The sequence below is a fragment of the Pseudomonas sp. MPR-R2A5 genome (genome assembly GCF_058793055.1).
Map to the genome: position 1 here is coordinate 28,509 of NZ_JBXAFK010000034.1, position 25,504 is coordinate 54,012.

The following is a 25,504-nucleotide window of genomic DNA, read 5'->3' on the forward strand; positions in this document are numbered from 1 at the left end:
CGTACTGTGCTCCTCAGGCCAGGGTGGGCAGCGGGCCCAGCTTGCCTTTGTGGTAGATCATCGGCGTGACCGGTTGCTCGGGCAGGATCAGGTTCTTCACTGCGCCGACGATGATCGCGTGATCACCGCCATCGTATTCGCGCCACAACTCACACTCGATGATCGCCGTGGCCTTGGCCAGCAACGGGTTGCCCAGGTCGCTGAGGTGCCACTCGATGCCCTTGGCCTTTTCCTTGCCCTTGCTGGCGAAGGCATAGGCTTCGGCGGTTTGGTCGGCCGACAGCAAGTGAATCGCAAAGCGCTTGCTGTCGCGCAGCACCGGGTAGGTGTCCGAAGCGTAGTTGGGGCAGAACAGCACCAGGGCCGGGTCGATCGACAGCGCACTGAACGCGCTGGCGGTAATGCCCACGATGCCGCCGTCCGGGTCCAGGGTGGTGACCACCGTGACGCCGGAGGGGAACGAGCTCATGACGTCTTTGTAAATGCCGGGTTCGATCATGGTCGGGGTCTCTTAACGCATCACAAAAGGATCAGGCATGGGCGCCTGGGAGAGGTTGATCCACACCGTCTTCAGCTCGGTGTAGGCCAGCACCGAATCGATGCCGCTTTCGCGTCCGTAGCCGCTGTTCTTGAAGCCGCCGATGGGCGCCATGGCCGAGACGGCGCGGTAGGTGTTGACCCAGATGATCCCCGAGCGCACGTCCCGGGCCAGGCGGTGAGCGCGGCCCAGGTCGCGGGTCCAGATGCCGGCGGCGAGGCCGAACTGCGAGTCGTTGGCGATCGCCAGGGCTTCGGCTTCGTCCTTGAAGCGGATCACCGAGGCCACCGGGCCGAAGACTTCTTCCTGCATGATCTTCATCGAGTTGCGGTCGCACTCGAACAGGGTCGGCTCATAGAACCAGCCGGCCCCCAGGTTCTGCGGGCGCTTGCCGCCGGTGCGCAGGCGCGCGCCTTCGGCGATGGCGTCGGCCACCAGGCCCTCGACCACGGCCAGTTGCTGCGCAGTGGCCATGGGGCCCATCTCGCTGGCATCTTCCTGGGGGTTGCCGATGCGAATGCGCTGGGCGCGCTCCACCAGGCGCTCGACGAATTCGTCGTAGATCTCGTCCTGTACCAGCAGGCGCGAACCGGAGACGCAGCTCTGCCCGGAGGCGGCGTAGATCCCGGCAATCGCGCCGTTGATGGCGCTGTCGAGGTCGGCGTCGGCAAAGATGATATTCGGTGATTTACCGCCCAGCTCCAGCGATAACTTGGCGAAGTTCTCGGCACTGCTGCGCACCACATGGCGCGCCGTGGCTGCACCGCCGGTAAAGGCGATCTTGCGCACCAGCGGATGGCGGGTGAGGGCGGCCCCGGTGCTTGGGCCGTAGCCGGTCACCACGTTGACCACGCCCGGCGGAATCCCGGCTTCAAGGGCCAGGCGCGCGAGTTCGAGGATGGTCGCCGAGGCATGTTCCGACGGCTTGATCACGATGGTGTTGCCCGCCGCCAGGGCCGGCGCCAGCTTGATCGCCGTGAGGTACAGCGGGCTGTTCCAGGGAATGATCGCGGCGACCACGCCCATGGGTTCATGCACGGTGTAGGCAAACAGGTCGGGCTTGTCCAGGGGCAGGGTGCCGCCTTCGAGTTTGTCGGCCAGGCCTGCGGTGTAATGGAAGAACTCCGGCAGGTAACTGACCTGGCCACGGGTCTCGCGGATCAGCTTGCCGTTGTCGCGGCTTTCCAGCTGCGCCAGGCGTTCCTTGTTGTCGGCGATCAGGTCACCCAGGCGGCGCAGCAGTTTGCCCCGCGCGGTGGCGGTGAGGCCGCGCCAGGCCGGGCTGTCGAAGGCCTGTTGCGCAGCCTGCACCGCGCGTTCCACGTCGGCTTCATCGGCATCGGGCAACTGTGCCCAAGGTTCGGCCAGGGCCGGGTTGAGGCTGTCAAAGGTCTTGCCGGACAAGGCATCGACCCATTCTGCGCCGATGCACATCTGGAAGCGTTCAAGCGTCATGCCACGATCCCCTTTATCGGGTGTTGTTGGGAGTGCGCCGTCTGGAGGAAGTCCAGCAGCAGCTGGTTGACCAGGCGCGGCGATTCAACCGGCATCATATGCCGTTGCTCGGGCAATACCGCCACGGTTGCGCCGGGAATACGCTCCGCCAATTGGCGGGCCATCTGCGGTGTCGAGCCGGGGTCCAGCTCGCCGGTGGCCACCAGGGTCGGCACCTGGATGCTGCCCAGGTCGTCGGCGCGGTACATGTCCTGGGTCGCGAACAGCTCGTAGGTGGTCAGGTAGCCCTGGGGGTCGTTACCGGCCAGGGTCTGGCGCAACGCGGCGATCTGCGCCGGGTTGGCCGCCTGGTATTCACGGCTGAACCAGCGCGAGAGGGCCGCTTCGGCATTGGCATCCGGCCCATGCTCGGCGGCCTGGGCGGTGCGCGCAATCACCCCGGCGCGCTGTTCGGGGCTGCGGTTGAACACGCTGTTGAGCACTACCAGGCTGTTGAGGCGTTCCGGGTAGTGCAGGGCAAAGGCGCGCGCCACCAGGCCGCCCATTGAGAAACCGATCACCGTCGCCAGGGGCAATTGCAGGTGATCGAGCAGCTCCAGCAGTTGGTCGGCATAACCGAGCAGCGGTGTGCCGCTGTCCGGGCGCGGGCTGGCGCCATGGCCGAGCATGTCATAGGTGATCACGCGGTAATGGGTGGCCAGGCCAACCACCTGGCCGCCCCACATCTCTTTATTCAGGCCCACGCCGTGGATCAAAACCACAGGCTGGCCTTGGCCGGTCGCCAGGTAACTGGTGCCAGCCGGGGTACGTTCAGCGGTGAGCCGAATCATGGAGCGCTCCTGCATGCCTTTTTTGTTGGAGTGACGGTCTTGGCTTACTGGGTTTTTTCCGCCGCCAGCTCTTCGAGGTCGATGTAACGGTTGCCGATGCGCGGGTGCAGGCGGCCACCGTCTGCGCAGCCCAGCACCACCACGATTTCATCGGCGCGCGGCGCGTCTTCGATCTGCATTTCCAGGGTGATGTAGTGCGAGCGCAGGCCTTCGTCGTCCTTGTGCATCATCGGGATCTGGATCGACGTGCCCGGGCCACCGCGCTTGTTGGTGAAGCTCAGGTAGCTCTTGGCCTTGACCGCTTCACGATAGTGGTTGCCGAAGCGCAGGGTATGGATGATCGCCGACGCGTGTTCGATCTCGCCGTCAGCCCCGACCACGGCGGCCTTGCCGTAGGCTTCGATCTTCTGCGCGCCACCAATGATGCCCACCAGGCGCTCTACCATCAGTGCACCGAGGTCCGAGCAGTTGGCACGGATCTCCGGTTTCAGGTCTTCGACAAACCCGCGACCCAGCCAGGGGTTTTTCAACACGACCGCCAGGCCAACCATGGTGACGGGAGTGTCAGAGGCCTTGCCGCCTTCAATAAAGGTTTCTTCTACGTAGCTGACGATCTTGCGGATTTCGAAACTCATGAGCTGCTCCGTCGGGTGTGAGTGGGTCCGTGTATGATGGTATACCATAATACCTTAAGTGCAAGAGCCAGCGATGGGCCGTCGATAAATACCGCGACAAAAGGTCAGGTGGTGCACCTTTTCAGGGGGGGCGAGGCGTGTGCTCGGGACGCCTGGCTCAGCAGGGCGAGGGAGCGCCAATGAGCGCGGACCGCCCAGCGATGATCACTGGGCTTGCGGGTGGGCTGGAGGCGTGCGTCAGGGCTGCGCGCGCGAGGCCGGCATGGCCGTGGCGCGGATATAACGTGCCGGCGACGTGCCCAGGGTCTTGCGGAACATGCTGATGAATGAGCTGACCGACTCATAGCCAAGCGCTTCAGCGGTGCGCTGTACCGACTCGCCTTCGGCCAGGCTTTGCAGCGCTACGATAATTTGCCATTGCTTGCGCCACTGACCGAAGGTCAGCCCGGTTTCACGTTTGACCAGGCGGGCCAGGGAGCGCTCGCTCATGGCCACTTGGCGTGCCCACTGGGCCATGGTGCAGCGGTTGGACGGGTCCTGGGCCAACCCGCGCGCGATCACGCGCAACTGGGCCGTCGCGGGCAGCGGCAGGTACAACTGTTCCGTCGGGGCAAGTTCCAGCTGTTCGAGCAGCACACTGGCCAATCGCGCGTTGGCACACGCTGGCGGGTAGTCCTGGGCCTGGGCGCTGAGGTGCAGGATCAGCTCCAGGATCAGCGGTGACAGCACCAACGTACAGCACTGTTGCGGTAGCGCCGCCGCGCCGGGCTCCACAAAAACAAAGCCGACTTTACCGTTGGCCGTGACCCGGTTGCTGTGGGCCACGCCACCCGGAATCCACACGCCGAACCCTGACGGCACCATCCACACCCCATCCTCCACCGTGCACACGATGCCGCCGTGATAAGCCACTACCAGCTGGCCTTTGCGGTGGGTGTGTACGGGAAACTCGGTGTCGTTGCGCTGGGCGCCCAGCATCAATGCCACGGCAGGTTGGTCGAGGCGATCGAGTTCGAACTGTTCAATCGTGGCGTGATTTGTCTCGTGCATGCCCCATCACCGCAACTTGGCTGAATTTGATTATATTCTGGCAGCATACTCAATATCGGCAAGGGTGCGTATTACCTAACATCGTCAGCAAGGCCATCGCGTTGATGGTCGACGGCGAGACCCACCGATGCTCAGCGAAATCACGATTGCCAACCTCTATATTCCGCCTTTGCTGGTTTACCTGGGGGTTTCAGCCCTGGTCTACGGGCTGCTGGAACGCACCATCCGCCGCTGGCTGGAGTGGGCCTGGCACCCGAGCCTGGCGCGTTTTTTTGTCTCGCTCATCATCCTTTCGACGTTAGTCCTGATGGTCTAAGCGAGGCGCCATGTCTATCAATAACCTCTTCAAGACGCTCGCCACGCTGGTACTGGGGCTGGTTGCGCTGCTGTTCTGTACGCAGTTGTGGCGAGCCTACGTATTGGCGCCCTGGACGCGCGACGGACGTGTCAGTGCGCATGTCATCCGGATGGCCCCGGAGGTGTCCGGCCAGGTCGAACACGTCCTCGTGGGGGATAACCAGTGGGTCGCCAAGGGCGCGTTGCTGTATCGGATCGATCAGCGCGCCTATCTGCTGGCCCAGCAACAGCGCGCCGCAGAGCTGGCAGAGGCACGTAGCGTGTTCGCGCAACGTACGGCACAGCTCCAGCGCCGCAGCCAACTCGGCGATGCGATTGCACGGGAAGAAACCGATAACGCGGCGCGGGACTTGGCGGTGGCCAAGGCCCGCCTGGAGGCGGCCCAGAGCCAGTTGGCCCAAGCCCAGCTGGACCTCGAGCGTACGACCATTCGTTCGCCGGTCGATGGTTACGTGACTCAACTGCGCCTGCAGCCAGGTGACTACGCCGTCGCCGGCACGACCAATGTGTTTGTGGTCGATGCGCACAGCTTCTGGGTCACTGCTTACTTTGAAGAAACCAAGCTCCCCGGTGTGCGACTGGGGGCCGCCACGTCGATCAAACTCATGGGGTTTGCGCCTTTGCTTGAAGGCCATGTCGCCAGTATCGGACGGGGCATCGCCGATGGTAACGAGCTGCGCAGCGAGGGCGGTTTACCCCAGGTGGCCCCGACGTTCAGTTGGATACGACTCGCCCAGCGGGTGCCCGTAAGGATTGAATTGGACAGCGTGCCCCCAGGCGTGGAGTTGGCGGCGGGGATGACGGCCAGTGTCGAAGTGAGTAAGGCCGGCGCCGAGCGACATTGGCGGCTGTCACGCTGGCTTCAGGCATTTATGTGATGAAGGGCCGCCTGTTGAGCGTGTTGAGTGGGCTGCCGCTGCCATGTACGCCGCAGACGCTGGGCTACGTGTCGCGCAGTGTCGCGGCGGCCACCCTGGCCCTGTGGCTGGGCTTGCAACTGCACCTGGATGCGCCGTTCTCGGCGGCGTCGACGGTGTTGCTGCTGATTCACCCGATCCAGGGCGCCGTGGTCGGCAAGGGTTTCCATCGTGTGCTGGGCACGCTGGTGGGGATCGTCGCTGCCTTCGTGCTGACCGCCCTGTTCGCCCAGAAAATGCTGCTGTTTATCCTTGGGGTCGGCGTGTGGCTCGGTCTCTGCGTCGGTGCCATGACGGTGCTGCGGCACTATCACGCTACCGCGGCCGTGGTCGCCGGTTACACCGTATGCCTTGCCCTGGGCCCGGCGATTGTCGCCCCCGAGCAAAGCTTCGAGCATATCGTGACACGCGGGACGGCGGTGGTAGTCGGGGTCTTCAGCCTGAGCTTGGTGGCGACGCTGTTCAGCCGCAAGACCGTCGAGCAGAAGCTCAATCGGCTGCTCATCAGCGTGACGTCCCGCACGATACGCTGGCTGGCGATTCGGTTGAGTGGCGAGCAGGACGCGCACCCGAGCCTTGCCGCTGGGCCACTCTCGCTTGAGATCAGCCAGGTAGATGATCTGCTCGGCATCGGCCGGGGCGAGTCCGCGCTGATCCGCTCCCGGCTGCCGACGCTGCAGGCGGGGCTTGCGTACCTGCAGGGCGTGGTCCTGGCCGAGAGTACGTCCCATCGGTCTGCATTACACGCCATTGCCCGCATTGGCCGGGAGCTGCAACCGCTGGGCGAAGGGCTGGCCGACGCCACGCAGGATTTTTCCACGGCAGCCGAGCGCGTCAGGGCCATGCAACATTGGCTGGCGGGTGATCTTGAGCAGCACGCGAGCGATGCAGAGTACCTGGATGAATCCTTGGCAGACCTGTGCAGCGCCTTGTTGAGTTTTGCCAGCCTGCAACGCAATACCCAAGTGCCTGCCCGTGCAGTGGGCTTTCACCGACACTATGGGGACGCGCTGCGCAACGGCCTGCGAGCGTTGCTGGCGATTTTGGCGACGGCGGCCATCTGGTACCTCACCGGCTGGGACCAAGGGCCAACGCTGTTGGCGGTCGTGGGGCCATGTTGCACATTGCTGGCTACCAGCGCCGCACCCACCCAGGGCATGCGCGGTTTTATCAAGGGCACGCTCTACGGCATCCTGGCGGCTGCGGCCTGCAAGTTTCTGCTGCTGCCTCACATCAGTGGGTTTGCGCTGCTCAGCGTAGTGCTCACCGCGTTCTGGATATTCGGCATGCATGCCACGACCCGACCGCGCCACGCCCTGCAAGGCATTGCCTACCTGATCGCGTTCAATACCCTGGTCAGCACCGGGGAGACGGCGCACTACGACTTTGTCGAGTTCGCCAATCAAGCACTGGCCTGGATGGTGGCGCTTGCCGTTTGCCTGCTGGCTTTCCAACTGTTTCCGAAGAAATCCGCCAGCCCCATACGGGCACTCAGGCAGGCGCTGGAGAGGGACACACGACGCTTGCTGCGTCAGGGCAGCCGATTGGACAGGCTTGGATGGCAGGCGAAGCAACAACATCGAATGGTGTCGTTGCTGGCCTTATTGGGCGCAGATCAGCCACAGGCTGACCCAGCCGGCTATGTGTCGTTGCAGTTGAGCCGGAGCCTGGGGCGGCTGCAACGCAAGACCGGCCAACTGGCGCCGGGGTCGGCGATTGCCGAATGCGCGCAAAGGGGCGCTCGGCGACTGTCCAGGTATGCCTTGAACACCGCAGTGAGCGCGGCCCAGGCCCGGCGAACGGCGAAATCGATGCGCAGGCTGGGTGCCCCGCATCTCGCTGCGTGCTACGAGGAACTGGCTGGGTTGTTGGAACAATACGGGCGCTTGAAACGAGGGAGGCCCTGATCGATGTCGACCGCCGCGTCATAACGCGCTGATGACATGCCCTACCTGATGACAGTCAACTTGCGGCAAACGATAGCCGTTCTTTGAACCAGGTGACGGCCTGGTGCTTGAACGCCTCGGCCGGTGGCGTCAACGGGTAGCGCTGGTCGTAGGCTAATACGATGCGTTGGGCAGGCAGTTCTTCACGGACGGGGCGGCAGACCAGCGGTTGGCCGTCGTAGCTGTGGTCACCGAAGGGGCGGGTATAGGTCAGCGCCACGCCGAAACCATTTGCAACCAGGCTGCGCTGGAACTCGAAGCTGTGGGTACGCTGGACGCTGGCGGGGGTGAGCCCATAGAAGTTGAACAGGTCCAGCACGTGCTGCCAGCTGTGGATCTGATCGGTCACCACCAGGTTGCATTCGCTGAGCGCCTTGAGGCTCACATCGGCCTCGTTTGCCAGCGGGTGATCAGCGGCCAACAGGGCGTGGGCCTTCAATTGGCGCAGCTCGATGCAACCCATGTGTGCCGGCAGGCCCAAGTCGTAGGTCAATGCCAATTCCAGGCTGCCTTCGGCTAGGCGCTTGCCGAGGTACTCGAACCCGCCTTCGCGCATATCCACCGTGACCTGAGGATGTTCCAGTTGCAGGCGCCTGAGTATCTGCGGCAAGCAATAGGGCGCCAGGTCCTCATAGCACCCCAGCACCAACTCTCCGGAAAAGTCGCTGTCATCCGTCCCGATGGCGGAAAACGCCCTGGCCTCGGCCAGCACTCGCCTGGCCTGGGCCATGACCGTGCGCCCGAAAGGGGTCAGAGCGACGCCGAGCCCGCGTTGGCGAACGAACAGGGGCTGGTCGAACAACTGCTCCAGTTCGGTAATCGCCGTAGAAACCGAGGGCTGGGACACGTGCAACTCCTCGGCCGCCAGCGTGAGGTTGCCGTGTTTGGCCGCGGCGAGTGCATAACGTAATTGGCGCAGGCTGAACTTCATAAGATTTTCTTGGGTGATAAATCAATACATATTATTTTATCTTGGTTGGATGTCATGGAATATTTGCCCTGCGCCCCACCTTTATTTCTTGCTTGAGGGAGTTTCAGGTCATGACACACGGTTCATTCACCATCACTGAACAAGACATCGAGGCCTTTCAGCGCGATGGAGCGGTTTGCCTGCGGGGCATCTTCAGTGAGTGGGTCGAGACCATTGCCGCCGGCATCGAGCGCAACCTTGCCGAGCCGGGTACCTACGCCAGCCGCTACATCGACAAGGATGACAAACCGGGCGGTTTCTTCGATGACTATTGCAACTGGCAACGCATTCCCGAGTTTCGCGCGATGGTCGAAGAGTCGCCTGCGGCCTCTGTTGCTGCGGCTGTCATGCGCTCGCAGTCGGCACAGTTCTTCCATGACCATGTTCTCGTCAAGGAGCCGGGCGCGCAGAAGGCCACCCCCTGGCACCAGGATATTCCCTACTACTTTGTCGAAGGCAACCAGCACGTCAGCTTCTGGATACCCGTCGACCCGGTACGCGAGTCGACGCTGCGCCTGCTTGCTGGTTCACACCGTTGGGAGAAAGGCATAAAGCCGGTGCATTGGGCCGATCAAAGCGATTTCTACCGCGACGCCGATGGCTACCGCGACGCCCCCGATCCGGACTCGGAGCAAGGCATGCAAGTGCTCGAGTGGCAGATGCAGCCGGGTGACGCGGTACTGTTCGATTTCCGCACGGTCCATGGCGCCCGGGGCAATGCGTCGGCGCAGCGGCGACGCGTATTGTCGCTGCGTTGGCTTGGCGACGATATACGTTACATCGAGCGTCCAGGAAGGACCTCTCCACCGTATCCAGGGCATGCGATGCAGACCGGTCAGAGACTGCGCGAAGATTGGTTCCCGACGATACATCAAGGCGCTTGAGCTTCATCTTGATAACCACTGTTTGCCACAGTTGTGGCAACGACTTGCACTGCCATAACCCTGTTGACTGTGTTGGAGCGTGCGATTGTGAACATCCAAAAAAATAGCCTGGCCGCCACCCTGATTTCCCTTGGCCTGTTGGCCGCCAGTGGCGCGAGCCAGGCGGCCGGTTGGTGCGAGTCCGGCAAACCGGTGAAGTTCGCCGGGCTCAATTGGGAAAGCGGTATGTTGCTCACCGAGGTATTGGAGATTGTGCTCAAGGACGGCTATGGCTGTCAGATCGATACGTTGCCGGGTAACTCCATCACCATGGAGAGCGCCCTGGGCAGCAACGATATCCAGGTGCTGGCGGAAGAGTGGGTGGGACGCAGTGAAGTCTGGAACAAGGCCGAGCAGAGTCGGAAGGTCGTGGGCGTGGGCGCACCGATCATCGGTGCGACGGAAGGCTGGTACGTGCCGCGTTATGTGGTCGAGGGCGATGCCAGGCGTAATCTCAAGGCCAAGGCACCCGACTTGAAAAAGATCACGGATCTGCCCCAGTACGCCGCGCTGTTCAAGGACCCGGAAGAACCGAGCAAAGGGCGTTTTTACAATTGCCCGGCTGGTTGGACCTGCGAGCTGGAAAACAGCGAGATGCTCAAAAGCTACGGCCTGGAGGCCAACTACACCAACTTCCGCCCGGGGACCGGTCCTGCCCTGGATGCGGCCGTCCTGTCGAGCTACAAGCGCGGCGAGCCGATACTGTTCTACTACTGGTCACCGACCCCGTTAATGGGCCAGGTCGACCTGGTCAAGTTGGAAGAGAAACCGGGCGTCGACAAGAAGATCAGCATCAAGGTGGGGCTCTCCAGCGTGTTCCATGAGCAGGCACCCGAGTTGGTCGGTGTGCTGGAGAAGGTCAATCTGCCGATTGATCTGTTGAACCAGAACCTGGCCCGTATGAGCAAGGAACACATTGACTCGCCCAAACTGGCCCGGATGTTCTTCAAGGAACATCCAGAAATCTGGCACACCTGGGTCAGTGAGGCAGCGGCGAAAAAGATCGACGCCACGCTCTAGGACCGCCTGAATCAGGGCGGTGGTTGTATCAGGGGGCAACGATGCGCGTTGCCCTCTTTTTTTCGCCGGCAGCGTCTACAGAATATTCAACGGGTAACTCACAATCACCCGATGCTCATCGCTGTCACGCTGGGTGGAAACTTCGGTACGCAACGACGCATGGCGCAGGGCGATGCTCAAATCCTTGAACGGCCCCTGCTGCACCACATAGCTCACGGTCAAATTGCGCTCCCACTCGGTTTTATCGCCTGTCGGGGTGCGGATATTCGAGCCGCTTTCGTACATGCCCAGGAAACTCAGGCCAGGCACGCCCAGGTTTGCAAAGTCATAACCGTAACGCACTTGCCAGGTGGTTTCGCCGGCGCGCTGGAACTTGCCGATCATCGATTCGGTCATGAAGTAGGCCGTGGAGCCGTCGCCCTGGTTCAACCATACGGCGTCACTGTCGCCGCTGACTTGTTGCAGGCCGGCGGCGATCGTATGGCCGTTGACCAGGTAGGTGAATTGCGCGCTGCTCAGGCGGCTGTCGACTTTGCCCTTGGTGACGCCGTTACCGTAATAGCCGAAGGTGTAGAACGCCGGGTCATTGCCATTGGCGCCGTCAGAGCGGTTGTCGAAGTGGCGCAGGTCGGTGCGCAGGATGCCGGGGCCGACTTTCCAGTCGTATTTGAGGCCGAGGAAGTTCTGTTTGTAGAAGTCCTGCAGGTTGCCGTAGTAGTACTGCAATGTCAGGTCTTTGCTGGCTTTGTAGTCGACGCCGCCATAGTAGAACTTGTTCACGAACTCGCCAGTCTGCGCGTTGTTCGCGCCGGGGATCGACATGCCCATCTGGTTGCTCGAGCCGCGGCCCTTGACGTGTTCCAACTGGCCGAGGGTGAAGGTGAAGTTGTCGAGGTCCTTGGACTGGATCTGCCCACCGTTGAACGTCTGCTGCAACATGCGATCGGTCGACATCACCACCGGCAACATCGGCACCAGCGTGCCGTATTTCAACTCGGTGTTCGAGAATTTCGCCTTGGCCGTGAGGCCCAGGCTGCCGAACTCATCCACGGCGCGACCATCACTGTCGGTGGGGAAGATGTTGCCGTTGAACGCCGTGTGCTGAGGGTTGTAGTGCCGGCCCTTGCCTGAGTCCAATCGGACACCGAACATGCCAATCGCATCCACCCCAAAGCCGACCGTGCCCTGGGTATAGCCGGACTGAAAGTTGGCGATGAAGCCCTGGCCCCATTCCTGGGTGTAGTTGGGGTCGGCGGCGCCGCTACGGTTGTCGGCGTTACTGAAAAAGTTGCGCGCCAGCACATTGAGCTTGCTGTCTTCCACCAGACCTGCGGCGTAACCCTGTTGAGCGATGAGCAGGCCGCAAATGCCGGCCATTACTTTAGGTGCGCGATTGAAAAGCTCCATCGGAGTCATCCCCATGAGTTGTGAAGTGTTGTAAGAGGCAGTCAAAAGCGGCAGTTAAGGTTTTTATTGTTTTTCAGGAGCAACGGTGGCCGGTAAGGCGTTCAGCTTTACCGGCGGCAAGCGGTACAGGATGAGCAGCGCGAATACGCCGAGTGCGGCGCACAGCAGCAGCCCGACGCCCACCGATTGGGCCAGGGCATCGCGGGCCAGGTTCAGCCATTGCGGGTGTTCGAGCAGCACGGCGGCGGGGTGCAACAGCACTTGCGGGTCGGCGTATAACGCCAGGCCGTCCGCGTGGCCCTGGGCGACAAACACCCGTTGCAGGTTGGCGCTGTACAGCAGGTTGACCAGCGCGCCCATTGAAGCGGTGCCGAGCAGGCCGCCGACCAGGCGCAGGGATTGGGTCAACGCGGTGGCGATCCCGAGGAACTGCCGTTCAGCGAGTGTCTGGGTGAACACGGTCAGGTTGAGCAGGATAAACCCCAAGCCCAGGCCGGCGAGCAGGATCAAGCCGAGCAGGGTGTTGAACGAGGCAGCGCGCCCGGCGAGGGCCAGCCCGAGACATGCCAGCAGCAGCGCGACGAAACCACCCAGTGGCAACAGGTTGGGGTTGCGCAAGCGGGTGACGATGCGGCTGTTGACGATGGCGCCCAGGGTGATGCTCAACGCCAGCGGGGTAATCAGCAGCCCGGCGTCCTGGGGCGAGTAGCCATAACTGCCTTGCAGCAGCAGCGGCAGGTAGAACAACAACGAAAACATGATCGCCCCGGCCGCCATCGACAGCACGAACAGCAGGCGCATGCTCGGCAACCCGAGCAACGCCGCGGGCAGCAGCGCATGCCGGCAGCGGCGTTCCCAGCGCCACAGCGCCAGTGTCGCCAGCCCGCAACCCACGCCGAGGGCTGCACTGAGCATCAGGCTGGCATGCCCCAGCCATTCGACAAACAGTTGCAGGCTGCCCAGGGCCAGCGCGATCAGCAGGGCGCCGGGCCAGTCGAGGCTGATCTTCGTTTGTTGCAGCGGGCGGTAATACGGCAAGTAGCGCCAGGCGAAGAACAGCGCCAGGCAACCCAGCGGCAAATTGATGTAGAACACCGAGCGCCAACCGTAGGCTCCGGTCAGATACCCGCCCAGTCCCGGCCCGATGGCGTTGACCACGCTGAACAGCGCACTGAGCAGCATCTGCCAGCGCAGGCGTTGGCGTGTATCGGGGAACAGCTCGGGGATGCAGGCGAAGGCGGTGCCGATCAACATGCCGCCGCCGACACCCTGCAACGCTCGGCCAAGTACCAGCCACAGCATGTCCGTGGCCAGCGCGCAGGCCAGGGAGGCCAGGGTGAAGATCAGCGTTGCCGCCAGCACAAAGGGCTTGCGCCCGTAGTAATCACCCAACCGGCCGAAAATCGGGATGGTGACGATCGAGGCCAGCAAGTAGCCCGTAGCCACCCACGCATACAACTCGAACCCGTTCAACTCGGCGACGATGCTCGGCAACGCATTACCGATCACGGTCTGGTCGAGGGCCGAGAGCATCAGCACCAGCGAGATGCCAAGCATCGCCAGCAAGGCTTGGCGGAAGCCCAGGGCAGGGTGGGTGGCCACGGTCATCATCGAGTCCTCAGCGCAACGCGGCAACGGCGGCGGCGATGCGCGAGCAGCCTTCATCGAGGGTGGTGATATCTGTGGCGATCGACATGCGAAAGAACGGCGCCAGGCCATACGCCGTGCCCGCCACCACCGCCACGCCTTGGCTTTCGAGCAGGTACATGACCACGTCGTAATCGCTGTCCAGGCGCTTGCCTTCAGGCGTTGAGCGGCCCAGCAACCCGGAGCAGTTCACATACAGGTAGAACGCCCCGTCGGGCTTACGGCAACTGAGGCCGTCGATCGCATTGAGCAGCCCCAGGCAGCGGTCGCGGCGTTGTTGGTAGACCTCCACACTGGCCTGGACGAAGGACTGGTCGCCATTGAGTGCTTCAACGGCGGCGGCCTGGCTGATGGAGCAGGCGTTGCTGGTCGATTGCGATTGCAGGGTCGCCATGGCGCCGATCAAGTCGGCCGGGCCGGCGGCGTAGCCGATGCGCCAGCCGGTCATGGCGTAGGTTTTGGACACACCGTTGACCACCACGCTGCGCTCGCCCAGGGCCGGTTCGATGGCGAGGATGTGCGGGTTTTCCAGGCCCTCGTAACGGATGTGTTCGTAGATGTCGTCGGTCATCAGCAACACATGGGGAAAGTCGAGCAGCACATCGGCCAGGGCGCGCAGTTCGGCGGCGTTGTAGCTGGCGCCGGTCGGGTTGCTCGGCGAATTGAGCAGTAACCAGCGGGTGCGTTCGGTGATCGCGGCGCGCAACTGATCCGGGGTCAGTTTGAAGGCGTGTTCCTCCAGGCAGGCGAGGACCACGGGTTCGCCTTCGCAGGCCAGCACCATGTCGGGGTACGACACCCAGTACGGCGCCGGGATCAGCACTTCATCACCCGCGCCCAGCGTCGCGGCGAAGGCATTGAAGATCGCGCTTTTGGCGCCGCTGGTGACCAGTACCTGGTTCGCGGTGTAAGCCAGGCCGTTTTCCCGTGCCAGCTTGTCGACGATCGCCTGGCGCAATTGGGGCGTGCCGGCGTTTTGCGTGTAGCGCGTTTCGCCACGCTCGATGGCCGCATTGGCGGCGTGCCGGATATGCGCCGGGGTATCGAAGTCCGGCTCGCCCACCACCAGGTTGATGATCGACTGGCCTTGCCGGCGAAGCTCGTTCGCACGGTCGGAAGCGGCGCTGCTGGGGGACGGCTTGATACGGTGCACACGGGCGGCGATGCGGGAGGCGGTCACGTGTCGTTCCTCGGTAATGACATTGACGAGGCCCTACAGTACGAGTCGCTCGCGCAGCCGCCATAAGACGATATCGTTCTGGTCGGATAGGAATCGCTTATGGCTGGAACTGAACACGCCCCGCACCCTGTTGGTGCGTCCAGGCCCGCATGCGTGGAACCGGTGTCGGTCACGCTCGGCATGATCGAGCCATAGCAAAGGCTTATGGGTAGGCCCCTGCGCACCTGGCGCATCGGCAGGCGTAAGGCTGGCCTGGCTCTTGCTAACCCCAGGGGGTCGTCTCCCTTTTTCGAGCAAGAGCACCGCCACCGTGAACCTGCGCCGTCTGAAGTACTTCGTGAAACTCGTCGATATCGGCAGCATGACCCAGGCTGCCGATGTGCTGCATGTGGCACAACCGGCCCTGAGCCAGCAACTGGCGACCCTGGAGGCCGAATTGCAGCAACAGTTGTTGATCCGCACCAAGCGCGGTGTCACGCCGACGGAGGCGGGCAAGGTGTTGTACGGGCATGCGCAAATCATCTTGCGCCAGTGCGAGCAGGCCCAGAGCGACATCAATGCCACCGGGCACGCGTTGTCCGGCCAGGTATCCGTCGGCCTGGCACCGGGCACGGCGGCGTCAACGCTGTCGTTGCCGTTATTGCGCCGGGTGCGCGAGCGGCACCCGGGCATCCTGCTGTACCTCAATGAAAACTTCGGCACCACCTTGAGTGAATTGATCATGAACGGCCGCATGGACATGGCCGTGCTGTATGGCGGCCGTGAAGTGCACGGCCTGAGCTTTGTGTCGCTGCTGCACGAGCACCTCTACCTGGTGAGCGCCGACCCCGCCATCAGCGCGCTGGAGCAGATTGCGCTGGCTGACCTGGCCGACATGGACATGCTGCTGCCGCGTCCCTACAACGTCATGCGTCGCTTGGTGGACGAGGCGTTCCAGCGTATCGGCCTGAGCGCGCGGGTGGTGGCGGAGATCGAATCATCGATCACCCTGACCGCCGCCGTGGCCGAGCACTTCGGTTCCACCATCCTGCCCGAGTCATCGGCGCGGGTGATGGTGGCGGCGACCTCGGTGCATATGTGCCGCATTGTCGAGCCCGAGGTGGATGCGCCCCTGGCCTTGTGCCTGTCCGGTCACCTGCCGCTCTCCGTGCCGGCCCAGGCGGTCAAGGCGATCCTGCTGGAGCTGGTCGCGGAGATGCGCGGCAGCCTGCTCTGAGGGGTCATAAGCACGGCTTATCACCCCAAAGCCAAAGCGTCTTGGTCGTTGGCGAACCGGCTCGCTACATTGGCTTCATCCACTCAGACACGCAGGGCAGGCAGGGGGCCAAGCATGGATTCCGAACGCATCAAGGGGCTGATCGATTTGCTCGCCGAATCCGATCTGCTCGAACTGAGTTTTACCGAAGGCGATAGCACGATTCGCCTTTTCAAGCAGGCCGGGCAAGCCGTGGTGCGCGAGTTACCTGGCGAGTCTGCCGAGCCTGCGCCGAGGGTGGTCGTGGCACCCGCCCAGGCCGTCACCGGGGTGGAAGTCAAGGCCAGCCTGTATGGCGTGCTGCACTTGACGCCCGCAGCCGGTGAAGCACCGTTCGTGGCGGTGGGCGATGCGGTCGAAGCCGGGCAAACCCTGGCGGTCCTCGAAGCGATGAAAATGTTCCACCCAGTCAAGGCCAAGGCCGCAGGCCACGTCACCGCGATCCTTGCCCAGAGTGGCACCGAAGTCGAAGCCGGCCAGGCGCTGTTTCGTCTCGGTTGATCCCCAGCCGCTTTTTTTAAGGTGAATTCAATGTTCGACAAAGTGCTGATCGCCAACCGTGGCGAAATCGCCCTGCGCATTCAGCGTGCCTGCCACGGCCTGGGGCTCAAGACCGTGGTCGTGCACTCCGAGGCGGACCGGCATGCGCAGTATGTGCAACAGGCCGACCAGGCGTTGTGCATCGGGCCGGCCTCGCCCACTCACAGTTACCTGAACCAGTCGGCGCTCTTGTTTGCGGCCAAGGTCAGCGGTGCCCAGGCGATCCATCCGGGTTATGGCTTTTTGTCGGAGAACGCGGGGTTTGCCGAGCGCATCGAAGCGGCTGGCCTGACCTTTATCGGGCCGAGCGCCGCGTGCATCCGCACCATGGGCGACAAAGTCGCGGCCAAGCGGGCCATGCGTGAGGCCGGGGTACCGTGCGTACCGGGGCCGGATAGCGTGATGCCGAGCGACGACGCCAGCATCCAGGCAATTGCCCACGACATCGGCTACCCGGTGATCGTCAAGGCCGCCGGCGGTGGCGGTGGCCGTGGCATGCGCGTGGTGAACGAAGCCGGCGCGTTGCTCGACGCCATCGCCCTGACCCGTGAAGAAGCGCGCTTGGCCTTTGGCAATCCGGAACTCTACATCGAGAAATTCCTCGGCCATCCACGCCATGTGGAAATCCAGGTGCTGTGCGATGCCCACGGCCATGCGATCTGGCTCGGTTGCCGCGATTGCTCCCTGCAACGCCGCCACCAGAAGGTGTTGGAAGAAGCGCCGGCGCCGGGGATCGATCCGGCGCTGATCGCCCAGGTCGGCGAACGTTGCGCCGCTGCTTGCCGGCAGATGGGCTATCGCGGCGTCGGCACCTTCGAGTTTCTGTATGAGGACGGTGAGTTCTTCTTCATCGAGATGAACACCCGGCTGCAAGTCGAACACCCGGTCACGGAGATGACGACCGGCATCGATATTGTCCAGCAGCAAGTGCGCATGGCGCGCGGCGAAGTGCTGGAGCTGCGCCAGCAAGACGTGCAGCTCAACGGCCATTCACTGGAGTGCCGGATCAACGCCGAAGACCCGATCACCTTTATGCCGACACCGGGGTTGATCCATCGTTGGGACGTTCCAGGTGGTTTTGGCGTACGGGTCGACTCCCATGTCACCACGGGCTACCGGGTACCGCCGTATTACGACTCGATGGTGGCCAAGGTCATCACCCATGGCGCGACGCGCGATGAAGCCATGGCGCGCATGCGCCTGGCCTTGAGCGAACTGTGCGTGGAAGGCATCAGCACCAATATCCCGTTGCACCGCGAGATTCTTGACGACCCGGCCTTTTGTGCCGGGGGCGTGGACATTCATCACCTGGAGCGCTGGTTGCAGCAACGGAGCCCGACATGAGTACTGCTTCTGAACCCCGTATCAGCCTGCTCGGCTCCACGGCGCTGTTGTTCGAAGCGCCGGGCGAGCTCGACCTGGCACCGCAGCAACGCATCTGGAGCCTGGCCTTGCAGGCCGGTACATGGCCCGAGATCCAGGAGGCGGTGCCCGGCATGAACAACCTGATGCTTACGTTCCTCCAGCCGCCGCGCAACCTTGAGCGAGTGTGCGAACGTTTGCTGCACGCCTGGGACAACTGTCCGCCATTGCCCCTCGAAGGGCGCATCGTCGAGTTGCCGGTGGTGTACGGCGGCGAGTTCGGCCCGCACATGGCGGACGTGGTGGCGCACACCGGGCTGGACATCGAAACCATCGCCAACCTGCATTGCGAACCGCTGTACCCGGTGTACGCCTTGGGCAGCCACCCGGGTTATTGCTACCTGGGCGGCATGGATGCGCGCCTCGCTACACCACGGCGCCAGGTGCCGGTGATCAGCATCGCTGCTGGCTCCGTGTCGATTGGTGGGGTGCAGACCGGGGTATCCGCCTCGGCCGGCCCCAGCGGTTGGAACACCATCGGCCGCACCGAGATGGTCTTTTTCGACCCGACCCAAAACCCGCCGGCGATGCTGCGGCCGGGTGACATGTTGCGCTTGCGTATCGAGAGGATCATTCGATGATCGAGATTGTATCGACTACCGCCCTGGCCACCGTGCAGGACTTCGGGCGCTTCGGCAGCCTGGGTTACGGCGTGGGCACTTCCGGTGCCATGGACCCTTTGGCGCTGGCGCTGGGCAACCTGTTGCTGGGTAATCCCGAGGACGCCGCGGCCATCGAGATTCCGATGTTCGCGTTCGACGTGCGGTTTATCCAGGACTGTGCCTTCGCCGTGACCGGCGCCGCCTGCGAAGCCAGTCTCGACGGCCAGCCCTTGCCGCCGAACTGGGTGGCGCAGGCGCGGGAAGGCCAAGTGTTGAGCCTGGGTTACCCGAGTTCCGGCAGTCGCGCCTACCTGTGCCTGCCCGGAGGCGTCGACGTGCCCTCGGTGCTCGGCTCGCGCAGCACCCAATTGCGCGGCGAATTTGGTGGTTTGCACGGCCGGGCCTTGCAACAGGGCGACCGCCTGGCTGTGTTGCGCCCTGGGGTGAGCACGCAGCCAACGGATTTCGGTGTTGTTTCACCGAGCCAGGCGCTGCCCTTGCAGTGCGACGGCTTGCCGGCCATGCGCGTGCTGCCGGCGGCGGAGTATGCGGGCTTTACGGATGAGTCTCGCGCGGCGTTTTGGGCCGGCGAGTGGAAGGTCACCCCCCAGAGCAACCGCTACGGCTACCGCCTCGAGGGCGCACCGATCCTGCCCAAGGTGCCGATGGAAATCCGCTCCCACGGCATCGTCCCCGGCGTGATCCAGGTGCCCCATGGCGGCCAGCCGATTATCCAGATGCGTGATGCGCAACCCAGCGGCGGCTACCCCAAATTCGGCACGGTGATCGAGGCCGACCTGTGGCGACTCGGCCAGGCGCCCATCGGCAGCAACGTGCGGTTTATCGAGTGCAGCTACGCCGAGGCCATTGCGGCCCTGGCAGACAATCAGCGCTATCTCGTGGAGGTCCGCCGTCTGGTCGACCTGCACGGGCTGGCTTCGCGTTAAGGACATCGACCATGACCAATCAAGACATCCGCCAGTTGGCGGCGTGGCTCAAGGAGACCCATCTGGCGGGGGCGGAACTGCGCCGGCCGGGCATGCACCTGGTGCTCAAGCGCGGCGACGATGCCGCGGTCGCGGTTGTTGCCGCCCCGGAGCCGGTGAAGGCAGTGGATGAGCGGTTGCTCAAGACGCCGGGACTGGGCCGCCTGCTGCTGACCCATCCCGATCAACAAGACGTGCTGGTCGCCGTCGGCAGCCCCGTGGAACAAGGTCAACTGGTGGCCTTCCTGCAAGTGGGCGAGTTGCTGTTGCCGGTGCGTAGCCAACTGGCCGGTCGGCTGGCGGCAGTGTTGACCCCGTGTGGCAGCACCGTCGGTTATGGCGAGGCGTTCATGCGCCTGGCCACGGCATAAAGGAAGAGGGCTGGTGATGAAGATCGATTTGAATGCGGACCTGGGAGAGGGCTTCGGGCCTTGGCGCATGGGCGAGGATGAGGCATTGCTCAGCCTGATTTCCTCGGCCAACGTGGCCTGCGGTTTCCATGCCGGTGACCCGCTGATCATGGACACCACGGTGCGCCAGGCCAAGGCTGGCGGCATCGACCTCGGTGCGCATGTGGGTTTCCCCGACCTGATGGGCTTCGGTCGGCGGCAGATGAACATCGAGCTCAAGGAACTGACCACCTACGTGATCTACCAACTTGGTGCGCTGGCCGGTATGGCGGCGGTCAATGGCCACCGCATGACGCACATGAGCTTTCACGGCGCGCTCGGCAACCGGGTTGCGGCCGATGCGGCGCTGGCCGGGCCGTTGGTACGGGCCGTGGCGGCGTTCGACCCGACGCTGATCATCAGTTCATCCAGCAGCCGCGCCATCGAAGACGCCGCCGAACACTGCGGGCTGCGCGTGGCCACGACCTTCCTGGCCGACCGGGCCTATGACGATGACTGCCTGCTGGTGCCGCGCGCTGTGGCCGGGTCCGTGATCAAGGAGCCGGCGGCGGTCTTGCAACGGGTTCGCCAATTGCTGGAGGAGGGCACCGTGACCAGCCTCAATGGCAAGCGGATCGCGGTGCCGGCCCATTCGATCCTGCTGCACGGCGATACCCCCGGCGCAGTGGAACTGGCGCGCACCATACGGCGCGAAATCGAACAGGCGGGTGGTTGCATCACGCCGATTTCGCAGCTGCTGGCGACGTCATAAGCAGGGCTTATTGCCACACAGCCATTCCGTCTTGGTCGCCGACGCCCAGGCTGGATAGAGTCAAAGACATCGCGATCACGGGAGTGATCAGCACACGTACATGAGGACACCGACATGCCATTTTCAGACTACCAAACCGCGTTGGTCACCGGCGCTTCTTCCGGGATTGGCGCCGCTGTGGTCGAACGCCTGTGCCAGGAAGGCGTGCAGGTACATGCCCTGGCCCGCAGTGCCGACAAGCTCGAAGCTCTCGCCGCCAGGACCGGCTGCATCGCCCACGCCATCGACGTCACTGACCTGGCCGGGCTGACCCGTTTGTTCGCCACCCAACGCTTCGACATCCTGGTCAACAATGCCGGTGTCGATAAACCAGGCTCAATCCTCAAGGCCGACGCCGACGGCATCGACCTGCTGATCGACGTCAACCTGCGCGCGGTGCTGCACCTGGCGCGCCTGGCGTTGCCGGGGATGGTCGAGCGCGATTGCGGGCACATCATCAACATCAGCTCGATTGCCGCAGCCTACAACTTTGGCGGCAACTCGACATACCACGCGACCAAAGCGGCGGTGAGCATGCTCTCGCGCCAGTTGCGCATCGATGCGTTCGGCAAGCGCGTGCGGGTCACCGAGATCTGCCCCGGCCGCGTTGCCACCGACATCTTTGCCCATGTGCACGGCGATTCCGAAGAGACCTACAAACGCTTTGTCGAGGGCTTCGAATTGCCGCTGGCCAAGGATATTGCCGACGCCATTGCCTTTGCGATCGCTGCGCCGATCGCGGTGAACATCGGCCACATGGAAATCACCCCGACCTTGCAAGTGCCGGGCGGGCTCTCCACCGCACGGCCCCAAGACTACCTGGGCTGAAACCCGCCCGTTAAAAACAGAACGGACCTATCCGTCGTCGCGTCACTCCACCACGGCCACGCCGGGTGTTTTTCAGTTCTGCCCTAGCCCAATGCCGATAGGGATTGACCATGAAGCATGACTTCGATTTGGCCGCGATTCTGCAAGGCGAGTACGCCGAGCTGATCGTCAAGGGCATCGAAATGACCTTGCAGCTGGCGGTGTTCGCCTGGCTGCTGGCGATGGTCCTGGCGCTGTTGCTGGTGACCGTGCGCCTGACTGGCCACGCGCTGGCCGACCGCCTGGTGGCGGGTTACGTGTCGTATCACCGCAATGTGCCGACCCTGGTGCAACTGATGTTGTGGTACTTCGGCGTGCCGACCTTGCTCAATGAGTCCACGCAACTGTGGCTGGCCAACCACAACACCGAATACCTGTTCTCGGTGATCGCCCTGGGGCTGTGCCAGGCCGCGTATTTCTGTGAAGACATCCGCAGTGGCCTGCGTGCGATTCCCGCCGGGCAGACAGAAGCTTCCAGGGCCCTGGGCCTGGGCTACGTGCGCTCGATGCGCTACGTCATCCTGCCCCAAGGCGTGCGCAACTGCCTGCCGTCGTTGATCAACCACACGGTGCTGCTGTTCAAGAACACCAGCCTGGCCATGGCCATCGGCGTGATGGAACTGACCTACGCCACCCGCGAAGTGGAGAACTACACGTTCCGTACCTTCGAGTCGTACCTGGTGGCCACGCTGTTTTACCTGGTGTTTTCCCTGCTGCTGATGGGCGCCGGAGCATTGCTTGCCCGGCACTTCAGCAAAGCCCTGGCGAGGTAGACGGCGATGTTCGATATCTTCTCGATCGTGCAGCAAAACTGGACGCTGTTCCTCATCGGCCAGTACCCCCACGGCCCCTTGGGCGGGCTGGCGAGCACCCTGATCCTGGCGGCACTGGCGCTGTTGCTGGCGTTCCCGTTCGGCCTGTTGCTGGCGCTGGCGCGGGTCTCGCCATGGAAAGGCCTGCGCCTGGTCGCCACGGTGTGGGTCTACGTGTTGCGCGGCATTCCACTGCTGATGGTGATCTTCTGGACTTACTTCCTGGTGCCCTTGTTGATCGGGCATAACATCACCGGGTTCATGACCATGCTGTGCACCCTGGTGATCTACCAGAGCGCCTACCTGTGCGAAATCATTCGTGGCGGCATCCAGGCGCTGCCGGCCGGGCAGTACGAAGCCTCCCGCGCCCTGGGCCTGGGCTATGTGCGCACCACGGTGTGGGTGATCCTGCCGCAGGCGCTGTACAACGCGCTGCCCAGCCTGATCAGCCAGTTTATCTCGATCATCAAGGAAACCTCCCTGGGCTATGTGATCAACGTCCAGGAAGTGACCTTCGCCGCCAACCAGGTCAACAACCAACTGCTGACCAAGCCGTTCCAGGTGTTTTTCATCCTGGCGATCATCTACTACCTGCTCTGTTTCGGCCTGACCCACCTGGCCGGTTGGGTCGAGCGCCGCATCGCGCGCAAGCGCCTGGGCAATGGCGGGCAAACCGTGTCGAGCGGGCCGTTGCTGGCCACTGATAATTGAAGAGGGCTGCGTCCATGCATCCAATGATCATGTTTTCGAAAATCAATAAATGGTACGGCGAGTACCAGGCGCTCACCGACATCACCGCCGAGGTTCAGCCTGGGGAAGTGGTGGTGCTGTGTGGTCCCTCGGGTTCGGGCAAGTCGACCTTGATTCGCACGGTCAATCGCCTGGAAGACATCCAGAACGGCCAGATCCTGTTCGATGGCCAGGACGTGCATGGCACCGACGCGCAGATCAACCGCCTGCGCAGCCGGGTCGGCTTTGTGTTCCAGAGCTTCAACTTGTTCCCCCACCTCTCGGTGCTGGAAAACATCACCCTCGCACCGAACAAGCTGCGCAACCTCAAGGGCGCGGCGGCCAAGCAAAAAGCCATGGAGTTGCTCGACCGTGTTGGCCTGGCCCACAAGGCTGGGGCGTATCCGGCACAGCTCTCCGGCGGCCAGCAGCAACGCGTGGCGATTGCTCGCGCGCTGGCCATGGAACCACCGGTGATGCTGTTCGACGAGCCCACCAGCGCCCTCGACCCGGAAATGGTCGGTGAAGTGTTGAACGTGATGAAGGGCCTGGCCAAGGACGGCATGACCATGATGTGCGTGACCCACGAGATGAACTTCGCCCGTGAAGTCGCCGACACCATCTGGTTCATGGACGCCGGTCAGATTCTGGAAAAGAGCAAGCCCGAAGCGTTTTTCGTGCAGCCCTCGCACCCGCGAGCCCAACGTTTTATCGCCGACCTGCGGGCCCACTGAGCCGCGGCGGCTTTGCGTCCTCTGCCATTTCGATTGACCACGTTCAGGAGTTTTTCCATGGGTATGAAGCATCTGTTTATTGCACTGGCCTTGGCCCCTTTGGCCGTCGCGGTGGCGCAGGCCGACCAATTGAGCGACATCATGGCCAAGAAGTCGTTGAGCTGCGGTGTGTACGCCGACGTGCCACCGTTCTCCGCACCCGACCCGACAACCCGCGAACTGGTGGGCATGGACGTCGATCTGTGCAAGGCATTGGCCAAGACCATGGGCGTGGCGCTGGAGCTCAAGCCGCTGTCCGTGGAAGCGCGGATCCCGGAAGTGAAGATGGGGCGTGTCGACGTGATTTTCGCCAACCTGGCCTACACCAAGACCCGCGCCGAACAGATCCAGTTCAGCGACCCGTACTACATCGCCAAGGAAACCCTGGTGGTGCGCGCGGCCAACGCCGACCAGCCGAAAAGCTTCTTCAAGGACAAGCGCATCAGCTCCACCAAGGGGTCCACGTCCGAGCAGTCGATCCGCATCGCCGGCGCCACGCCGGTCACGTTCCAGGACACCGGTTCGGCCTACATGGCCCTGCAACAGAACAAGGTAGTGGGGCTGGTGACCAACACCATGACCGCGCTCAAACTGGTCAACCAGGCCAAGGCCAGTGGTGTCGAGTTGGCGTTGGCCAAGGAGCCGATGGCCCTCGAGCCGATTGGCGCCGGCATGCGCCGCGACGAACCGGCCTTCCTGGCCAAGGTCAACGCATCGCTGATGGCAATGGAGAAAGCTGGAGAGATCGACGCGATCTGGGATCGCTGGATCGGGCCGAACACGGAGTACAAGATGGTGCGTGAAGACAAGGTGCAAAGCCTGAGCGCACTGAAATTCGACCCGCTGCCGTAGGCGCAACTCCGGCGATCGAACGCCGCAGCAGTGGGCCCGCTGCTGCTGGAGGTTTCATCGCCTGCCCGTGCATTACCGCCGCTTCGCTGACGTCCGCCGGCTCCCACGGGGCGCCGGTAGTGTTTGATCAATCCCTGGGCCGGCGCGTCGATCAAGTGCGCATCGCGCGCCTGATTCGCATCCACTCTCGATAGGCGGCGGTACGCTGGGCATCAGCGATTTGCTTGGCTTGGACAAAGTACGCCCAGGTCGTCGAGTCGCCGCTGTAGGACTCGATAAGTGCGTAAGCCTTGGCCTCCAGGCGATCGGCTTCGAAGAACATTGCGGTGTTCTCGGCGATGGTGTCATCCCTGGTCTGTGTTGCCGTGTCGCTAAGCGCATGTCCATTCATTGTGTGACTCCTTGCGTTTATTGGATGCCTCCTGAGGCCCCTGAACTCAATGAGTTTGAGTGCTCAAGAAGATTCAAAAAAAATCCCTGACCATTCGATGAACGAGCGGGCACGCCCTAATGCCGTTCAGTTAAGGCTTTTTTGTAGGAGCGAGCTTGCTCGCGAAGAACTCACAGGCGCCGCGTTCACTCAGGAAACAC

General features: G+C 63.0%; 27 protein-coding genes. 17 read left to right on the forward strand and 10 right to left on the reverse strand.

Annotation, left to right across the window (positions count from 1 at the left end; all coding sequences use genetic code 11):
- Positions 1–13 precede the first annotated feature (13 nt).
- From AC1Q6I_RS22515 to AC1Q6I_RS22535, 5 genes are all read right to left on the reverse strand, one after another.
- Positions 14–499: a flavin reductase family protein gene (locus AC1Q6I_RS22515; protein WP_069075694.1), complete on the reverse strand. Its 486-nt coding sequence runs from the start codon at positions 497–499 to the stop codon at positions 14–16.
- A gap of 12 nt (positions 500–511) precedes the next feature.
- A complete protein-coding gene (locus AC1Q6I_RS22520; RefSeq protein ID WP_024074703.1) occupies positions 512–1,993 on the reverse strand; it encodes an aldehyde dehydrogenase in 1,482 nt (493 codons plus the stop codon).
- Positions 1,990–2,823 (reverse strand): alpha/beta fold hydrolase, encoded by an 834-nt coding sequence (locus tag AC1Q6I_RS22525; protein WP_024074704.1) that lies wholly within the window; start codon positions 2,821–2,823, stop codon positions 1,990–1,992. Before AC1Q6I_RS22525 ends, AC1Q6I_RS22520 begins: the two co-directional genes overlap by 4 nt.
- A gap of 44 nt (positions 2,824–2,867) precedes the next feature.
- A complete protein-coding gene (locus AC1Q6I_RS22530; protein ID WP_024074705.1) occupies positions 2,868–3,458 on the reverse strand; it encodes an amino acid synthesis family protein in 591 nt (196 codons plus the stop codon).
- A gap of 237 nt (positions 3,459–3,695) precedes the next feature.
- Entirely contained in the window at positions 3,696–4,508 is an 813-nt protein-coding gene (locus AC1Q6I_RS22535; RefSeq protein WP_069075695.1) for an AraC family transcriptional regulator, read from the reverse strand.
- Between the two features lie 127 nt (positions 4,509–4,635).
- Here AC1Q6I_RS22535 and AC1Q6I_RS22540 point away from each other — a divergent pair, with 127 nt between their 5' ends.
- Genes AC1Q6I_RS22540 through AC1Q6I_RS22550 form a run of 3 tightly spaced genes read left to right on the forward strand, consistent with a single transcriptional unit; the run spans position 4,636 to position 7,689 of the window.
- Complete coding sequence (locus tag AC1Q6I_RS22540; protein WP_041160899.1) at positions 4,636–4,824, forward strand: DUF1656 domain-containing protein; 189 nt, start codon at positions 4,636–4,638, stop codon at positions 4,822–4,824.
- Between the two features lie 10 nt (positions 4,825–4,834).
- Positions 4,835–5,743 carry an efflux RND transporter periplasmic adaptor subunit gene (locus AC1Q6I_RS22545; protein ID WP_102624617.1) on the forward strand — a complete coding sequence of 303 codons (909 nt, stop codon included), beginning with the start codon at positions 4,835–4,837 and terminating at the stop codon, positions 5,741–5,743.
- Positions 5,743–7,689, forward strand: a complete 1,947-nt coding sequence (locus AC1Q6I_RS22550) for an FUSC family protein (protein ID WP_102624618.1) — start codon at positions 5,743–5,745, stop codon at positions 7,687–7,689. Before AC1Q6I_RS22545 ends, AC1Q6I_RS22550 begins: the two co-directional genes overlap by 1 nt.
- 55 nt (positions 7,690–7,744) lie before the next feature.
- Here the strand turns inward: AC1Q6I_RS22550 and AC1Q6I_RS22555 are convergent, their stop codons facing one another.
- Positions 7,745–8,659, reverse strand: coding sequence for a LysR family transcriptional regulator (locus tag AC1Q6I_RS22555; RefSeq protein ID WP_069075698.1), 915 nt, complete (start codon positions 8,657–8,659; stop codon positions 7,745–7,747).
- A 110-nt stretch (positions 8,660–8,769) separates the two neighbouring features.
- Here AC1Q6I_RS22555 and AC1Q6I_RS22560 point away from each other — a divergent pair, with 110 nt between their 5' ends.
- Together AC1Q6I_RS22560 and AC1Q6I_RS22565 are read left to right on the forward strand one after the other, a co-directional pair.
- Positions 8,770–9,582, forward strand: a complete 813-nt coding sequence (locus AC1Q6I_RS22560) for a phytanoyl-CoA dioxygenase family protein (protein WP_069075699.1) — start codon at positions 8,770–8,772, stop codon at positions 9,580–9,582.
- A gap of 87 nt (positions 9,583–9,669) precedes the next feature.
- Positions 9,670–10,641 (forward strand): ABC transporter substrate-binding protein, encoded by a 972-nt coding sequence (locus AC1Q6I_RS22565; RefSeq protein ID WP_370531099.1) that lies wholly within the window; start codon positions 9,670–9,672, stop codon positions 10,639–10,641.
- Positions 10,642–10,716: 75 nt separating this feature from the next.
- On the opposite strand, the gene AC1Q6I_RS22570 is transcribed toward AC1Q6I_RS22565, so the two are convergent.
- The 3 genes from AC1Q6I_RS22570 to AC1Q6I_RS22580 form a co-directional block, all read right to left on the reverse strand.
- Positions 10,717–12,048: an OprD family porin gene (locus AC1Q6I_RS22570; RefSeq protein WP_069075700.1), complete on the reverse strand. Its 1,332-nt coding sequence runs from the start codon at positions 12,046–12,048 to the stop codon at positions 10,717–10,719.
- 63 nt (positions 12,049–12,111) lie between these two features.
- Complete coding sequence (locus tag AC1Q6I_RS22575) at positions 12,112–13,656, reverse strand: MFS transporter (protein ID WP_102624619.1); 1,545 nt, start codon at positions 13,654–13,656, stop codon at positions 12,112–12,114.
- Positions 13,657–13,666: 10 nt separating this feature from the next.
- On the reverse strand, positions 13,667–14,875 hold the full coding sequence (locus AC1Q6I_RS22580; protein WP_069075702.1) for an aspartate transaminase: 1,209 nt from the start codon (positions 14,873–14,875) through the stop codon (positions 13,667–13,669).
- A gap of 310 nt (positions 14,876–15,185) precedes the next feature.
- Between AC1Q6I_RS22580 and nac the strand changes: the two genes are divergently transcribed.
- The 12 genes from nac to AC1Q6I_RS22640 all read left to right on the forward strand — a co-directional run bounded on the left by nac (position 15,186) and on the right by AC1Q6I_RS22640 (position 24,913).
- The gene (nac, locus tag AC1Q6I_RS22585) at positions 15,186–16,091 is read left to right on the forward strand and encodes a nitrogen assimilation transcriptional regulator NAC (RefSeq protein ID WP_069075703.1); all 906 of its coding nucleotides are present in this window, start codon (positions 15,186–15,188) and stop codon (positions 16,089–16,091) included.
- Between the two features lie 114 nt (positions 16,092–16,205).
- A complete protein-coding gene (locus tag AC1Q6I_RS22590) occupies positions 16,206–16,631 on the forward strand; it encodes an acetyl-CoA carboxylase biotin carboxyl carrier protein (RefSeq protein WP_102624620.1) in 426 nt (141 codons plus the stop codon).
- A gap of 30 nt (positions 16,632–16,661) precedes the next feature.
- On the forward strand, positions 16,662–18,014 hold the full coding sequence (gene accC, locus AC1Q6I_RS22595; protein WP_102624621.1) for an acetyl-CoA carboxylase biotin carboxylase subunit: 1,353 nt from the start codon (positions 16,662–16,664) through the stop codon (positions 18,012–18,014).
- Complete coding sequence (gene pxpB / locus AC1Q6I_RS22600) at positions 18,011–18,673, forward strand: 5-oxoprolinase subunit PxpB (RefSeq protein ID WP_069075706.1); 663 nt, start codon at positions 18,011–18,013, stop codon at positions 18,671–18,673. Before accC ends, pxpB begins: the two co-directional genes overlap by 4 nt.
- Positions 18,670–19,641, forward strand: coding sequence for a 5-oxoprolinase subunit C family protein (locus AC1Q6I_RS22605; RefSeq protein WP_102624622.1), 972 nt, complete (start codon positions 18,670–18,672; stop codon positions 19,639–19,641). The genes pxpB and AC1Q6I_RS22605 overlap by 4 nt, the downstream gene beginning before the upstream one ends.
- 11 nt (positions 19,642–19,652) lie before the next feature.
- Positions 19,653–20,051, forward strand: coding sequence for a biotin/lipoyl-containing protein (locus AC1Q6I_RS22610; protein ID WP_069075708.1), 399 nt, complete (start codon positions 19,653–19,655; stop codon positions 20,049–20,051).
- Between the two features lie 16 nt (positions 20,052–20,067).
- Positions 20,068–20,841, forward strand: a complete 774-nt coding sequence (locus tag AC1Q6I_RS22615; protein WP_102624623.1) for a LamB/YcsF family protein — start codon at positions 20,068–20,070, stop codon at positions 20,839–20,841.
- 114 nt (positions 20,842–20,955) lie between these two features.
- Positions 20,956–21,708, forward strand: a complete 753-nt coding sequence (locus tag AC1Q6I_RS22620; protein ID WP_102624624.1) for an SDR family oxidoreductase — start codon at positions 20,956–20,958, stop codon at positions 21,706–21,708.
- Between the two features lie 110 nt (positions 21,709–21,818).
- Positions 21,819–22,520 (forward strand): amino acid ABC transporter permease, encoded by a 702-nt coding sequence (locus AC1Q6I_RS22625; protein WP_069075711.1) that lies wholly within the window; start codon positions 21,819–21,821, stop codon positions 22,518–22,520.
- Positions 22,521–22,526: 6 nt separating this feature from the next.
- The gene (locus AC1Q6I_RS22630) at positions 22,527–23,270 is read left to right on the forward strand and encodes an amino acid ABC transporter permease (protein WP_069075712.1); all 744 of its coding nucleotides are present in this window, start codon (positions 22,527–22,529) and stop codon (positions 23,268–23,270) included.
- 23 nt (positions 23,271–23,293) lie between these two features.
- Positions 23,294–24,022 (forward strand): amino acid ABC transporter ATP-binding protein, encoded by a 729-nt coding sequence (locus AC1Q6I_RS22635; protein ID WP_172831380.1) that lies wholly within the window; start codon positions 23,294–23,296, stop codon positions 24,020–24,022.
- Positions 24,023–24,079: 57 nt separating this feature from the next.
- Positions 24,080–24,913: an ABC transporter substrate-binding protein gene (locus tag AC1Q6I_RS22640; RefSeq protein WP_102624625.1), complete on the forward strand. Its 834-nt coding sequence runs from the start codon at positions 24,080–24,082 to the stop codon at positions 24,911–24,913.
- 151 nt (positions 24,914–25,064) lie between these two features.
- Here the strand turns inward: AC1Q6I_RS22640 and AC1Q6I_RS22645 are convergent, their stop codons facing one another.
- Positions 25,065–25,304: a hypothetical protein gene (locus AC1Q6I_RS22645; protein ID WP_102624626.1), complete on the reverse strand. Its 240-nt coding sequence runs from the start codon at positions 25,302–25,304 to the stop codon at positions 25,065–25,067.
- Positions 25,305–25,504: the final 200 nt, after the last annotated feature.